A 13516-nucleotide genomic window follows, 5' to 3' on the forward strand; every position below is an offset into this window, starting at 1 on the left:
GGTTCCGATGCGCTCCCGCCCAACCCTCGCGCGCCTCCATGTTCGCGAACCTATGGCGCGGATTGCCTCATTTGCGCCGCGCCGAGCGCCTCTTGCCGTGTCGGGCGAGTGCGATCTTCACGACGACTCGGCGAGAGATGAAGGTCGACGACTACACTTCGCAACCATGTATCAGGTTCACTCTGTTACCATATATAGGCTGGACGGAGAGTGCGGTATCATCCGTTCCCTCTGTCTGTCAGGGAGAAGGTGCAGCAGCCGATGAGGGGCGTATCGACTCACGCATGGGCGCGCAGCGTTGCCGCCGAGCCCTCTACGAAGAGCCTCGTCAAAGCCTTGACAAGGGCAAGGCGGAACGGAACACTCCCGGCGAGATCCGCATCGAACACATCCCGCATCGTCAGATAGGCGTCGACGATCTGCTCAGGCTCGACTATGTCGCGGACGAGTGCGGCAATCCGGGCGGCATGCGGGTCTCGGACGTCGATCTCCCGGCCATGTTCGTCGAGGCCACGCGCGTAGCGCATCCAGGCAGCGACGCCGAGCGCCAGGCGCTCGTAGCCGGCTCCGGCCTGCAGGCGGTCGCGGATGGTGCCGAGCAGCCGTTGCGGCAGTTTCTGCGAGCCGTCCATGGCGATCTGCCAGGTCCGGTGCCGGAGCCGTGGATTACGGAACCGCCGGAGGAGGTCGGCGCGATAGGCGGAGAGGTCGAATCCGGGGAGCGGCGGCAAGGTCGGCGTCGCTTCTTCGCGCATCAAGCCCTCGATGAGCACCTCCATCCCGGGAAGGGCCATGGCCTCGGCCACCGTTTCGGCGCCCGCCAGATAGCCGAGATAGGCAAGGGTCGAATGGCTGCCGTTGAGCAGCCGGAGCTTCATCATCTCGAACACGGCGACATCGTCGACGAAGACGGCGCCCGCCTTCTCCCAAGCCGGACGGCCGAGCGGAAAGTCGTCCTCGATCACCCATTGCTGGAAGGGTTCGGTCATGATCGGCCAGGCGTCCTCGAGCCCCAGCGCCGTCGCGATGGCCTCCCGATCGCTGTCCGTGGTGGCCGGCACAATCCGGTCGACCATGGTGGAAGGGCAGGAGAGACGGCGCGCGAGAGCCGCAAGGACCGGATCGCGGAGTTCCGCAAAGCGTGTGACCACGCGTTTCAGCACATGGCCGTTGGACGGAAGGTTGTCGCAGCAAAGCAGGGTGAACGGAGCAATGCCGGCCGCCTCCCGTCTGGCAAGCGCCTCGACGATGAAGCCGATTGCGGAGCGTGGCCGCTGCGAATTTGCAAGATCGTGGACGACATCGGGGTGGGCTTCGTCCAGCGTCCCGGTCGCGGGGTTGTGGCAATAGCCCTTCTCGGTGATCGTCAGCGAAACGATCCGGGTGTCGGGACCGGCCATCCGGCGGAGAACGGCTTCCGGATCCTCCGGTGCGCAGAGTAGCTCGACGACGCTGCCGACGACCTGCAGCCGCTCGCCTTCGCCGTCCTGTATCCTGAGCGTGTAAAGCCCGTCCTGAGGCTCAAGGGCGTCCCGCGTATCGGGGCTGCGGAGCGAGACGCCAGAGATGCCCCAGGAAGGATCCTCCGCCATGATGGCGTCGGTAAAGGCCGCCTGGTGCGCTCGGTGAAAGGCGCCGATGCCGAGATGGACGATGCCTACGGAAATATTTGCCGGATCGTAGCCCGGCTTCTTCACGGTTTCCGGCAGACGGTCGAGCGTCATTCTTGAAAGCCGCATGGCCTTCCTCCCGCGTCGATTGGCAGTGCACGGAAATTGATATACTAGTATTACAAACACTGTCAAACACGGCGGCACGGGTCTTGCGGCATCAACCTTCAGATCGGACGAGCGGCATAAGGCTGCGCCGGGTGACGACGGCGGCTGCTATTTACCAGCAGCTCCATGCTGCAATCCTGTCGCTTGACTTGCCGCCGGGAATGCCGCTGCAGGAAAAGGTCCTTGCCGAGGAATTCGGCGTCAGCCGGACGCCGGTGCGCGAGGCGCTCCTGCGGCTTGCCGAAGCAGGCCTCGTCGAGATTTTCCCGCAATCAGGCACCTTCGTCTCGCGCATTCCGCTGTCGGCCATCCCCGAGGCGGTGATCATACGCAAATCCTTGGAGCGCACGACCGTCGAGCGTGCGGCGCAGGTCGCCGCTGCGGAGGATGTTGCACGCCTCGATGCGATTATTGCCCGCCAGCGGGCTCATGCAACGCTCAACGACGCTTCACTCTTCTACGCAGAGGACGAGGCTTTTCACGAGGCGATTTCCGCAATCGCCGGCTATCCCGGCATCTGGACTCTCATCAAAACGGTCAAGCTGCAGATCGATCGCGCCCGCCGGCTGACATTGCCTGTCCCTGGTCGCATGGCGACGGTCATGGAGGAACATACGGCAATCCGCGACGCGATCGCGGCGCAGGACGTCAAAAGGGCCTGCGAGGCGATGATGCTTCACCTCGGCGCCGTTATTCCCGACGTCACGGCCCTTCGGCAGCACCATCCGGACTATTTTGCATAGGATCTTGAGGGCCCGGAGGACTGGCAGAGACGCACGGCGCCGTAATGCATGTCACCCAAAAGTGTGCAGCGTTTTTGGAGATGACGACATGCACAAAAACAAGGACCTGAAGCGCGCCGCGTGAATGTGTTTGAACGCGACGCGCTTTACGGGTCATGCAAATGCCACAAAACTGGAGACCCTCGGAACCGGATAGAGAACGATCTTCGCCGCCCGTTGGCCCAATACGCCGAGGGCTCCGTCGCGCCGATAAGGGTGCGCTCTCCCGGAGCGGGCATTTCCCCAAGGACCCGAATGAGAAGGTTCGCCGCAACCAAAGCAGATCTGCGAGGTTTATGCGATGCATTCCATCCAAGACCGTCTTCCAGTCTCCATCATCATCGCCAATTACAACTATGCCCGTTTCCTGCGGCACGCGATCGAGAGCGCGCTCGGCCAAGACTACGGCGAGGTGGAGGTGATCGTCGTCGATGACGCGTCCACCGACAATTCCGCCGAGGTCATCGCTTCTTACGGCCCCCGCATCAAGGCATGCTTGAGAGAGGCGAACGGCGGTCACGCCGCAGCGTTCAACACGGGCTTTGCGGCAAGTCGCGGGGCGATCGTTCTGTTCCTCGATGCGGACGACTATCTCTACCCGAACGCCGTCTCGGAAATCATCGGCCAATTTGATGGCGACGTGGTGCAAATGCAGTTCCGCCTGCACATCGTCGACGAGCGGCAGCGCGTCCAGGACGTTTTTCCGCCGCCCGAAGTGCCCTTCGATTCCGGCGACGTCACCCCGCAACTCTTGCGCCGGGCCCGCTACCAGACCACGGTGACCAGCGGACTGGCCTTCACCCGGTCCGCGCTCGACAACATCATGCCGGTACCGGAACAGGAATTCCGCCAGGGTGCGGACGGCTACCTGGTCACGTTGGCACCCCTTCACGGCAAGGTCGGGTCGATCGATACCTGCCTTGGTGCCTACCGCATGCATGGAAGCAATCATTCGGTCTTCGCCGAGAAGCTGGGCCAGAGGGCCCGGTGGCGCGTCCAGCACGACTTTCACCGCTTGCATGCTCTTTCGCACCAGGCCGAGGAGGTTGGCCTGGAAGTCCCGCCGGACGCCAATCTGCGCGATCCGACGCACATCGAGGAACGTCTGGCGTCGCTCTGCGTGGACCATCGGCGCCATCCGGTGGCGGAGGATTCGCGGCTTTCGCTTGCCGCGGCCGGTGCCGCCGCCAGCATGGAAATGAATGTCTCGCTCCGCCGCCGCGCCATGCTGGCGGCCTGGTTCCTGTCGGTCGGGCTCCTGCCGCGACGCATGGCACAGGCGGTGCTCTCCTGGAAGCTTGTCGCCTCTTCGAGGCCCGCTTTTCTCACCCGGTTGTCGAAAACCATTCGCTATGTGATGGGATAGTTCGGTCCCCAGCGCGGAGCGCAGGCTGGCTCTGCAACAAAAGCAGTAGCTAATACAACCCTCTCTTAATCGAGCGCAATGTGGTAGATTGCGCTGGGAGCAACGTCGGCTTGTGGAGAAGCCCGATGACGCCGGGCCTGCCCGAGCTCATGCACGTTGCATCAGCCTCTCCGCCAGCCGATCGGGCGGGACCTCCATGAGGAGGACTCGTCAAGAGCTCGGATTGGGAGGTGTTCAATGGTGCGCAAATTCTGTCTGGCCTTCGCCGTCACGGCATCGGCACTCGCGATCAGCGCGTCAGCCTGGGCCGACATCACGATCCTCGTGCCTTCCGGCAGCGAGGGTGACGGCCTCAGAGCCGCAGCCGCCGACTACGCGAAAATGAAGAATACGAAGGTTGAGACGGTGCAGGCGCCCTATGCCAATGTGTTCGAACAGGGTGCCAATGCCGGGGCAACCAAGTCCGGCGTTTTCGACATCGTCCTGATGGACGATCCGTGGATCCCGTTCTTCGCCGAGAACGGCCATCTCGAAGATTTGACGTCCTATTTCAAGGGCGCCGGGGTGGAGGGGCCGGACAGTGACTTCCTTTCGAAGTCGCTGGCGATCTGCCGCAATCCCTATAATTCAGGGCCCTATGTGTGCCTGCCTTATGTGGGCAACGCCCAGATGTTCTTCTATGACGCCGCCAAATTCAAGGAAGCGGGCGTCGAAGCCCCGAAGACCTGGGACGATGTGCTGAAGGCTGCGAAGGCGCTGACCGAGCAGGGCGGCGGCCGCTATTTCGGCTATGTCTTCCGCGGCGGCCAGGGTAATCCCGTCGTTGCCGACTTCATGCCGATCTTCTGGTCCTACGGTGCCGACATGTTCAATGCGGATCGCACCAAGGTGACGATCGACACGCCCGAGGGCGCCGCCGCCATGAAGATGTTCATGGCGCTGCGCGACGTCTCGCCGAAGGGCGTTGAGAGTTATAACGCCAACGAGGTCGGCACGGCCCTTGCGGCCGGCACTGCCGCCTCGTCGATCAACTGGCCCAACTGGGTAGCGACCTTCGAGGACCCGAGCCAGTCGAAGATGGTCGGCAAGATCTCCTTTAGCCCGATCCCAGCCGGCACCAAACCGGGCAGCTCGGAGATCGGCCACTGGACGATGGGCATCATGGCGGCGTCCAAGAACAAGCAGGAGGCCTTCGACTTCATGATGTGGGCGACCACGGCCGAGCAGATCAAGATCTCCGCCGAACGCGGCAATCCGCCGGTTCGCACCTCGGTCTTCACCGATCCGGAACTCACCAAGCAGGAGAAGTTCCGCCATTACCCGGTGCTGATGGAGGCGATCCAGGCCTCGACGCCGCGGCCGCGCCACCCGAAATGGCCGGAGATCGAGAATGCCTTCGGCATCGAGCTTTCGAAGGCCGTCGCCGGCACGATCACGCCGGAGGAGGCGCTGAAGAACTCGCAGGCGGCGGTCGAGCAGATCACCGGCCTCAAATAGGTGGTTTGCCTGCATCGAGCGGGGCCTCGCGCCGGTCCCGCTCTCGCGGCCGCAAAAAGAACCGCTGCGGCGGCCGGTGTCGAGGTATGCAGGGAGAAGGTCTGCGGAGGGACCGATGTTGCAAACCGGCAAAAGCGCGTCGGTTCGACGGAGAGGGCCGCTGGAGCAATGGACGGAGCGCCATCTGCGCTACCTGATGCTCGCGCCGACGGTGCTCATCCTGCTGGCCCTGACGATCTTTCCGAGCGTCTACATGTTCTATGCGGCGGTCCACCGGATCAGCCCCAATCCCGACCTCCCCTGGGAATTCGTCGGCATCGGCAATTTCGCGCGGCTCATTTCCGATCCGCAGTTTCACGTGGCGCTCCGCAACACCGCAGTGTTCACCATTGTTGCCGTGACGCTCGAATTCCTTCTCGGCCTCGGGCTCGCTCTCCTTCTCGATAGATTCATCCGCCGGCTCAGCTTCTTGAAAACGGTGCTGATGATCCCGATGATGCTGCCGCCGATCGCGGTCGCGATCACCTGGAAGCTCATCTACGAGCCGCAGTTCGGCGTTCTGAACGAGGTCATGTTCCTGCTCGGCCTGCCCGTTCAGGCCTGGGCCGGCGACGTAAACCTCGCCATGTTCTCGATCATCGTCGCGGATGTCTGGCAATGGACGCCGTTCATCTTTCTTCTGATGCTGGCGGGGCTCGCAAGCCTGCCGGTTGAACCCTATGAGGCGGCCGCGCTCGACGGCGCCTCGTCCTGGCGGCAGTTCTGGGATCTGACGTTGCCGTTCCTCAAGCCGGTCATCGCCATTGCGCTGCTCCTGCGCGTCATGGATGCGCTGCGCCTTTTCGACCTCGTCTTCATCCTGACGGGGGGCGGCCCGGCAGACCGCACCAAGGTCCTGAGTCTCTACATCTACCAGGTCGCCTACCGCTTCGCCGACCCCGGCTACGCGGCGGCGATGTCGCTCTTCGTGCTGTTCGTCACTATCGTGCTCAGCACCTGGTTCATGAAGCGCATGCGGCTGGCGGAGTGAGAGGATGGCGACGATCAGAACACGCAGCCGCACCCGGGAGATGCTTCTTCGCCTGTCGGCCTATCTGGCGATTCTCGTCGCGCTAATCCTGACGCTGTTTCCGGTCTACTGGATCGCAGCGAACTCCTTCAAGTTCGACATCGACATCTTCGCCGTGCCGCCGGAATGGGTGCCGCGCAACCCGACCCTGAAGCACTATGACGAAGCTTTCGTCCAACGCCCCTTCCTGCGCTATGCCCTGAACAGCTTCCTCGTCGCGATAGGCACGACCGTGATTTCGGTGACCTTTGGCACCATGGCCGGCTATGCGCTGGCGCGGTTCAGCTATCCCTGGCAGTGGCGCAAGCAGATTTCCTTCTGGATACTTTCGACGCGCATGATGCCGCCGATCGTCAGCATCATTCCGCTCTACCTGTTCTTCAACTATTTCGACATGCTCAACACCAAGTCGGCACTCGTCATCGCCTATACCGCCTTCAACCTGCCGTTTGCGACCTGGATGATGAAGAGCTATTTCCAGGATCTTCCGGTCGAGCTGGAGGAAGCGGCGATCGTCGACGGCGACACGCGCTGGGGCGCCTTCCTGCATGTCGCCCTGCCGCTCGCCCGGCCCGGACTTGCGGCGACTGCTATCTTCTGCCTGATCATCTCGTGGAACGAGTTCCTGCTGTCACTCGTCATCACGCTGACAGAGCAATCACAGACGCTGCCGATCGGCATTGCCGGCCGGGTGACGCAGTACAGCACCTATTGGGGCGAGATCAGCGCCGCGGGCTTCATGGCCTGCGTACCGATCGTCATCTTCGCCTTCGTCGTCCAGAAGCACCTCGTCCGGGGACTTTCCCTCGGCGCCGTCAAGGGTTGAGACCTGTGGCCTCCGTCCGGTTCGACAATGTCACAAAGAAGTTCGGCGAGTTCGTCGCCGTCCACGATTTCAACCTCGAGATCCGCGACAAGGAATTTCTCGTGCTGCTCGGACCCTCGGGCTGCGGCAAGACGACGACGATGCGGATGGTCGCGGGCCTCGAGGAGGCGACAACCGGGGATATCTACATCAACTCGGACCGGATCAACGACGTGCTGCCGAAATATCGCGACGTCGCGATGGTCTTCCAGTCCTATGCGCTCTATCCTCATCTCTCCGTCGAGGACAATATCGGCTATCCGTTGAAGATCCGCAAAGTGCCGCCGGAGGAATATAAGCGCCGCATCGGCGAGGTGGCGCGGCGGGTCGAGCTCGATACGATGCTCAAGCGACTGCCCAAGGAGCTATCGGGCGGCCAGCGCCAGCGCGTGGCGCTCGCCCGCGCCATCGTGCGCACGCCGCGCGTCTTCCTCATGGACGAGCCGCTGTCGAACCTCGATGCGAAGCTCCGCACCCAGATGCGCGCCGAGCTGAAACACCTGCAGCACGAGCTGCAGGTGACGACGATCTACGTGACCCACGACCAGATCGAGGCGATGACGCTCGCCCAACGCGTCGCGGTGATGAACCGCGGCGTCATCGAGCAGCTCGGAACGCCGCGGGACATCTATAACGACCCGCGCACGCTCTTCGTCGCCGGCTTCATCGGCTCGCCGGCGATGAACCTCATCTCCGGCGAGGTGAAGGACGGCGTGTTTGCCAGTGCGGGTCTCCGGGTAGGGGGTGCTGGAAACGTCAGCATTCCGCGCGCCGTGCTCGGGGTGCGTCCGGAGGATGTCCATGTGGTGAACCCGGAAGACCCTGGTGCAAACCTGGTAGCGCCGATCTATTCGGTGGAACTCACCGGCGAAAACACGCTTGTCAGCCTGCAACTCGGCGGCCGGCTCATGACCGTGCGCGCCGACAAAAACTTCGCCGGCCAGATCGACCAGCGGGTCGGCGCCAGGATCGAGACGGACCGGATGTTCCTGTTCGATGCGGAGACGGAGCGACGTGTCGATTTCTAGACTCATAGGACATTGTAAGGGAGGTGCCGCGATACGTCGCCTTCGCCTTGCGGGAACCGCGGCAATCGCTCTCCTCACGGCATCCGCAGCGCTCGCGACCGGGGCCGGGCCTATCGCCGGCAATCCGCTCATCGCGGTTTCGGCTGGTCCCTTCGTCTTCGGCCGCGACGACGGCCCTGACAACGAACGCCCGCGGCGCGTGGTGCAGGGACGGCCATTCGCGATCAACCGCACCGAGATCACCAACCGGCAATATGAAGCCTTCGTGGCGGCGAGCGGCCACCGTCGCGCCTTTTATGCCGATCACCCGCTCCTGGGACTTCCCGATCGGCCGGTCGTCGGCGTCAGCTGGGGCGATGCGATTGCCTTCTGCCGCCACTACGGCCTCGCTCTGCCGTCGGAGCAACAATATGAGAGAGCGGCGCGGGGCGTGGAAGGTGATGCCTTTCCCTGGCAGGAGGGGCCTCGCGACGAGGCGCGGGCCAATGTCGGTGCCGATGTCTGCTGCTCCGGTGATGAAAGGGATGGCTATCCGATGACGGCGCCGGCAGAGTCCTTCGCCGCGGGCGCCAGCCGGGAAGGCGTGCTCAACCTCGTCGGCAATGTCTGGGAATGGACGAGCGACGTTTATGCGCCTTACGTAGGCGTATCGACTACCGCCGAGGGTCGCCATCGCGTGCTTCGTGGCGGATCCTGGAACAGCGACGCACGCCACCTGACAACCACTTACCGGCTCGCCTATGATCCCGACTTCCGTTTCGCAGCTAATGGCGGCTTCCGATGCGTCCGCTCCTCGCCCTGATCATCGCTGCCGGGGTCCTGCTTCTGGCACATAGCGCGGGTGCCGAGCCCGTGGCGGCAGCGGGCTACCGCTTCGCGACGGTTCATGTCCCCGGCGCCGCCTTTGCCGGTCTTGCGCGCGACGGCGATACGTTGCTCGTCACCGATCTTGCGAAGGGCCGCCTTTATCGCCGCGATGCGAACGGGTACCTTGTCGCCTTCGGTCCCGTCTTTCCCCATGGCCCCGACGTGGTAGGCGACCCGACGGGGCCCTATCGTGCCGTTCGTGTCGGTGGCGAGTTCATCGTGGCCCAGGGATGGACGCCGACCAACGCCGATCAGAACCCGCTCGATCACAGCCTGGTCGCGGTCGATGACGCAGGCAAGACGCGGATCATCAGCAATGATTTCTGGAACCCGTTCGATTTCGTCGCCGTCGACCAAGGCTTCTACGTCGTCGACGCGGCGCGCAACAGCGTCGAGCATGTAAGACGCGATGGTCGAAGGAGGACGCTTATCAGTTTCCGCCGATTGCCTCAGGCGGCAGGAGCCTTGCAGAGCCTTTCGCCGACGGAATTCGCGGCGGGCAGCGGCTACGAGGTCGATGCCGTACCGACCGGCATAACGCTTCACAGAGGGCGCCTCTATGTCGCGCTCTTCGGCGGCTTTCCCTTCCTTGCCGGGGCAGGGAAGGTCGTTTCGATCCCCACCGTGGGCGCCTCCGAACCGCGCCTCGAGGCCGACGGACTGAACGCGCCGGTGGCGATTGCCTTTGCGGGTGACGGAGGCATGCTCGTGCTCGAACACGGGACCTACGATCAGAAGCAAGGCTTCGCAAATGGCAGCGGCCGACTGCTGAGGATGGATGCTGAAACGAAGAGCAGAAGCACCATCTTCGACGGCTTGACACGGCCGGTCTCGGTGCTCGTCTTGGACGAGCGGCAAGTTATCGTTTCCGATCTTGCCGGCAACCTGCACGTTCTGGCGCGTCAGTAGCGCGCCGACAGCCCTGTTCTTCCCCCGATGCTGCTCCATATCTCCAGCGGCACCACAGGAAAGCAGGAGAGAAGACATGCGCATTGAACCGGCCTTCCTGTTCGATCTCGACGGCACGCTCGTCGACAGCGTCTACCAACATGTGCTTGCCTGGAAGGAAGCGCTCGAGGGCGAGGACATCGACCTCTCGGTCTGGCGCATCCACCGCAAGATCGGCATGAGCGGCGGCCTCTTCACCAACCAACTGCTGCGCGAGACGGGCGTGGAGATCAGCCCGGAACGGGTGGCGCGTCTGCGACAACGCCATGCCGAGGCTTACAAGCGGCAGGCGGATCGCATCCGGCCGCTGCCGGGCGCGCGCTCTCTTTTGCAATGGCTCACTGACACAAAGATTCCCTGGGCGATCGCCACCAGCGGCCGGATGGAGACGGCTGCCGTCAATCTCGCTGCTCTCGGCGTCGACCCGGCCGTCGTGCCGGTTGTGACCCGGGACCTGGTCAAATACGCCAAGCCCGATCCGGATCTCTTCGTTGCGGCCGCCGAGCGGCTCAGCGCCCCGATCGAGACGGCGGTCGTCGTCGGCGACAGCATCTGGGACATGCTGGCGGCGGTTCGCTGCCGCGCCTTGGGCGTCGGGCTATTGAGCGGCGGCTATGGGCTTGAAGAGTTGCGGCACGCCGGCGCGTTCCGCATCTATGAGGATCCCGCCGACATGCTCATGCATATCGACGAGGTCGGCGGGCGTCGGTGATCGACGCCTGGAGCTCAGTGTTTGGTGGTCGTTTCCTCGCGAACCGCTTCCTCGTGGTACCAGCAGCCGTCAATGGCAGCCGCGCACACGTCCGACGAAGTGAGATCCGCTTGGCGCTGTGCTTCGGAACGACGATCTTCGGCCTTGCGCGAGATGCGTGTCGGGAACTGATAGATCGTCGCACTCTTGCCGTGGAAACTCGTGGCCATGCTCTGGTCTCCGGTGAGTCCTGTCGAGAAAAGATAGTACGCCGCGGCAGAAATTGCACATCATTTACGCGAATTGCCGAAAAATCGTTCAATTGAATGCCGGAATCGCAAGCACGCGCCCTCATTGCGCTTGAGGGAGCGTATTCAATGCGATTTTTTAGGCAGCTGCGCGCAACTGACGCATTTTGGAGCAGGTGCTCCTTCGCCGCTCATGGCGGACACTTGAACGTCAAGTGCAGGAGAGGCGCGGGATATCCAGCAAAATCAAGGGGGTGAAACGAAGTCAGCGCCTCGGGGGTCGATTTGCCGTTCGCCGCGACCCTGACCGGCAGCCACTTGGAATCCAGTTTGAGTCCCCTGCGGGTCAAAAAAAGATTCGCACCCACCACCGAGTTGGCACGCTTGATGCTTGAAGGGAGTCGATCCCTAGTGGTCTGGCACGTTTTTCGTGCAAGGCCGCGCCAGGAATTGCTCAAACCTCGCAGCACCACGTTAGAGAGATTCGCTAATGACCAAGTATAAGCTCGAGTACATCTGGCTCGATGGCTACACGCCCGTACCAAATCTCCGCGGCAAGACGCAGATCAAGGAATTCGACGCGTTCCCGACGCTCGAGCAACTGCCGCTCTGGGGTTTCGACGGCAGCTCGACGAACCAGGCCGAAGGCCGCAGCTCCGATTGCGTGCTGAAGCCGGTCGCCGTCTACCCGGATCCGGTCCGCACCAATGGCGTGCTGGTCATGTGCGAGGTCATGATGCCGGACGGCAAGACGCCGCATCCGTCGAACAACCGCGCCACCATCCTCGACGACGAAGGCGCCTGGTTCGGTTTCGAGCAGGAATACTTCTTCTACAAGGACGGCCGTCCGCTCGGCTTCCCGGAGCAGGGCTACCCGGCACCGCAGGGCCCGTACTACACCGGCGTCGGCTACAAGAACGTCGGCAACATCGCGCGCCAGATCGTCGAAGAACACCTCGACATCTGCCTGGCCGCCGGCATCAACCATGAAGGCATCAACGCCGAAGTGGCCAAGGGCCAGTGGGAATTCCAGGTCTTCGGCAAGGGCTCCAAGAAGGCTGCCGACGAAGTCTGGATGGCTCGTTACCTGCTGCAGCGCCTGACGGAAAAATACGGCATCGACGTCGAGTACCACTGCAAGCCGCTTGGCGACACCGATTGGAACGGCTCGGGCATGCACTGCAACTTCTCGACCGCCTACATGCGCGAAGTTGGCGGCAAGGACTATTTCGAGGCGCTGATGGCCGCCTTCGAGAAGAACCTGATGGAACACATCGAGGTCTACGGCCCGGACAACCACTTGCGCCTCACCGGCAAGCATGAGACGGCGCCGTGGAACAAGTTCAGCTACGGCGTTGCCGACCGCGGCGCGTCGATCCGGGTTCCGCACAGCTTCGTTAACAACGGCTACAAGGGCTATCTCGAAGATCGCCGCCCGAACTCCCAAGGCGACCCCTACCAGATCGCTTCGCGCGTGCTGAAGACGATTGCGTCCGTTCCGGCGCAAGTCTCGAAAGTAGCTTAAGCGTAAGACTCCCAAGACCTTGGGCGCCGACCTCGGTCGGCGCTTTTTTTCGTTCGGCTATGATAGATTCATTCGGTTCCGCCGCGCCTCGCAAGGATCCAGTCCACCGCCGCCGCAACGTCGGGCACCGTGGCGCTCGGCGCCGGCGCGAAGCGCGTCTCGTCGCCCTCGCGATATTTTCCCGTACGCACGAGCAGCGCGTGAGCGAGACCGGCGCTCAATGCACCGGCGACGTCTGTTTCCGCATCGTCCCCGACCATCACCGCTTGCGTCGCCGCGCAGGGTATGGTGGCAAGGGCTGCGTGGAAAAAGCCGGGTGCTGGCTTGCCGAGGACGATGGCATGCTTCTGGCTGGCGAATTCCAGCGCGGTAACGAATGGGCCAGCATCGAGGCTCAACCTGCCGTCGGCGTCCCGGAAGGAGCGGTTCGGCGCGAGCGCCACCAATTCGGCGCCGTCGATCAGTTGCCGGAAGGCCGCATTGAGGGCCACATAGTCAAAGGCGTCGCCGGCATCGCCGACAACGACAGCCATGCGGCCGTTCACCGGTAGGTCCCGGAATTCGGACGTTAGCTCGGGATGGACGAGAAGATGGACGGCACGCTCGTGCCTGCGAAGCCAGTCGCAGGCAGCCTCGGCCGGCGTGAAGAGCTCGCTGCCCGTTACCGGAAGTCCAAGTTTTGCGAGCCGGGCAAGGATCGCCGGCTTGCTCGAGCGGGTCGTGTTGCTGACGAAGCGAATGGGGAGCCCGGCCGCGCGCAGCCGGGCGACGGCCTCGGCGGCGCCAGGCACGGCCTCTTCGCCATCATAGATGACGCCGGCAAGATCCAGGAGCACAGCGCTGATCATCCGA

The 13516-nt window shown here is 63.1% G+C and carries 13 protein-coding genes; 10 read left to right on the forward strand and 3 right to left on the reverse strand.

Annotated features, from left to right (window positions below):
• Positions 1-278 precede the first annotated feature (278 nt).
• Positions 279-1739 carry a mannitol dehydrogenase family protein gene (locus NXT3_RS26470; protein WP_104840990.1) on the reverse strand — a complete coding sequence of 487 codons (1461 nt, stop codon included), beginning with the start codon at positions 1737-1739 and terminating at the stop codon, positions 279-281.
• Positions 1740-1822: 83 nt separating this feature from the next.
• Between NXT3_RS26470 and NXT3_RS26475 the strand changes: the two genes are divergently transcribed.
• The 9 genes from NXT3_RS26475 (at position 1823) to NXT3_RS26515 (ending at position 10912) form a co-directional block, all read left to right on the forward strand.
• A complete protein-coding gene (locus tag NXT3_RS26475; protein WP_104840991.1) occupies positions 1823-2521 on the forward strand; it encodes a GntR family transcriptional regulator in 699 nt (232 codons plus the stop codon).
• A 340-nt stretch (positions 2522-2861) separates the two neighbouring features.
• Positions 2862-3926: a glycosyltransferase family 2 protein gene (locus tag NXT3_RS26480; RefSeq protein ID WP_104840992.1), complete on the forward strand. Its 1065-nt coding sequence runs from the start codon at positions 2862-2864 to the stop codon at positions 3924-3926.
• Between the two features lie 237 nt (positions 3927-4163).
• Positions 4164-5423, forward strand: a complete 1260-nt coding sequence (locus tag NXT3_RS26485) for an ABC transporter substrate-binding protein (protein WP_097525793.1) — start codon at positions 4164-4166, stop codon at positions 5421-5423.
• Between the two features lie 115 nt (positions 5424-5538).
• Positions 5539-6453: a carbohydrate ABC transporter permease gene (locus tag NXT3_RS26490; RefSeq protein ID WP_097525794.1), complete on the forward strand. Its 915-nt coding sequence runs from the start codon at positions 5539-5541 to the stop codon at positions 6451-6453.
• Positions 6454-6457: 4 nt separating this feature from the next.
• Positions 6458-7318 (forward strand): carbohydrate ABC transporter permease, encoded by an 861-nt coding sequence (locus NXT3_RS26495; protein WP_097525795.1) that lies wholly within the window; start codon positions 6458-6460, stop codon positions 7316-7318.
• Positions 7319-7323: 5 nt separating this feature from the next.
• Positions 7324-8385 (forward strand): ABC transporter ATP-binding protein, encoded by a 1062-nt coding sequence (locus tag NXT3_RS26500; RefSeq protein WP_104840993.1) that lies wholly within the window; start codon positions 7324-7326, stop codon positions 8383-8385.
• A 64-nt stretch (positions 8386-8449) separates the two neighbouring features.
• Positions 8450-9187, forward strand: a complete 738-nt coding sequence (locus NXT3_RS26505) for a formylglycine-generating enzyme family protein (protein ID WP_234828254.1) — start codon at positions 8450-8452, stop codon at positions 9185-9187.
• Positions 9166-10161: a ScyD/ScyE family protein gene (locus NXT3_RS26510; RefSeq protein WP_104840995.1), complete on the forward strand. Its 996-nt coding sequence runs from the start codon at positions 9166-9168 to the stop codon at positions 10159-10161. Before NXT3_RS26505 ends, NXT3_RS26510 begins: the two co-directional genes overlap by 22 nt.
• 76 nt (positions 10162-10237) lie before the next feature.
• The gene (locus NXT3_RS26515) at positions 10238-10912 is read left to right on the forward strand and encodes an HAD family hydrolase (RefSeq protein WP_104840996.1); all 675 of its coding nucleotides are present in this window, start codon (positions 10238-10240) and stop codon (positions 10910-10912) included.
• A gap of 14 nt (positions 10913-10926) precedes the next feature.
• On the opposite strand, the gene NXT3_RS26520 is transcribed toward NXT3_RS26515, so the two are convergent.
• Complete coding sequence (locus tag NXT3_RS26520; RefSeq protein WP_104840997.1) at positions 10927-11121, reverse strand: DUF2735 domain-containing protein; 195 nt, start codon at positions 11119-11121, stop codon at positions 10927-10929.
• Between the two features lie 508 nt (positions 11122-11629).
• Here NXT3_RS26520 and NXT3_RS26525 point away from each other — a divergent pair.
• Positions 11630-12664, forward strand: coding sequence for a glutamine synthetase beta-grasp domain-containing protein (locus tag NXT3_RS26525; protein WP_037383900.1), 1035 nt, complete (start codon positions 11630-11632; stop codon positions 12662-12664).
• Positions 12665-12732: 68 nt separating this feature from the next.
• Here the strand turns inward: NXT3_RS26525 and NXT3_RS26530 are convergent, their stop codons facing one another.
• Entirely contained in the window at positions 12733-13512 is a 780-nt protein-coding gene (locus tag NXT3_RS26530) for a TIGR01458 family HAD-type hydrolase (RefSeq protein ID WP_104840998.1), read from the reverse strand.
• Between the last annotated feature and the right edge of the window lie 4 nt (positions 13513-13516).

Source organism: Sinorhizobium fredii (assembly GCF_002944405.1).
In the GTDB taxonomy this organism is placed as follows: Bacteria; Pseudomonadota; Alphaproteobacteria; order Rhizobiales; family Rhizobiaceae; genus Sinorhizobium; species Sinorhizobium fredii_C.

Bases quoted from the DNA above. Each gene is read 5' to 3' on its own strand.
- NXT3_RS26470 (WP_104840990.1), bottom strand. From the start codon at position 1,739: ATGCGGCTTTCAAGAATGACGCTCGACCGTCTGCCGGAAACCGTGAAG.
- NXT3_RS26520 (WP_104840997.1), bottom strand. From the start codon at position 11,121: ATGGCCACGAGTTTCCACGGCAAGAGTGCGACGATCTATCAGTTCCCG.
- NXT3_RS26510 (WP_104840995.1), top strand. From the start codon at position 9,166: ATGCGTCCGCTCCTCGCCCTGATCATCGCTGCCGGGGTCCTGCTTCTG.
- NXT3_RS26485 (WP_097525793.1), top strand. From the start codon at position 4,164: ATGGTGCGCAAATTCTGTCTGGCCTTCGCCGTCACGGCATCGGCACTC.
- NXT3_RS26495 (WP_097525795.1), top strand. From the start codon at position 6,458: ATGGCGACGATCAGAACACGCAGCCGCACCCGGGAGATGCTTCTTCGC.
- NXT3_RS26480 (WP_104840992.1), top strand. From the start codon at position 2,862: ATGCATTCCATCCAAGACCGTCTTCCAGTCTCCATCATCATCGCCAAT.
- NXT3_RS26525 (WP_037383900.1), top strand. From the start codon at position 11,630: ATGACCAAGTATAAGCTCGAGTACATCTGGCTCGATGGCTACACGCCC.
- NXT3_RS26530 (WP_104840998.1), bottom strand. From the start codon at position 13,512: ATGATCAGCGCTGTGCTCCTGGATCTTGCCGGCGTCATCTATGATGGC.
- NXT3_RS26490 (WP_097525794.1), top strand. From the start codon at position 5,539: ATGTTGCAAACCGGCAAAAGCGCGTCGGTTCGACGGAGAGGGCCGCTG.
- NXT3_RS26515 (WP_104840996.1), top strand. From the start codon at position 10,238: ATGCGCATTGAACCGGCCTTCCTGTTCGATCTCGACGGCACGCTCGTC.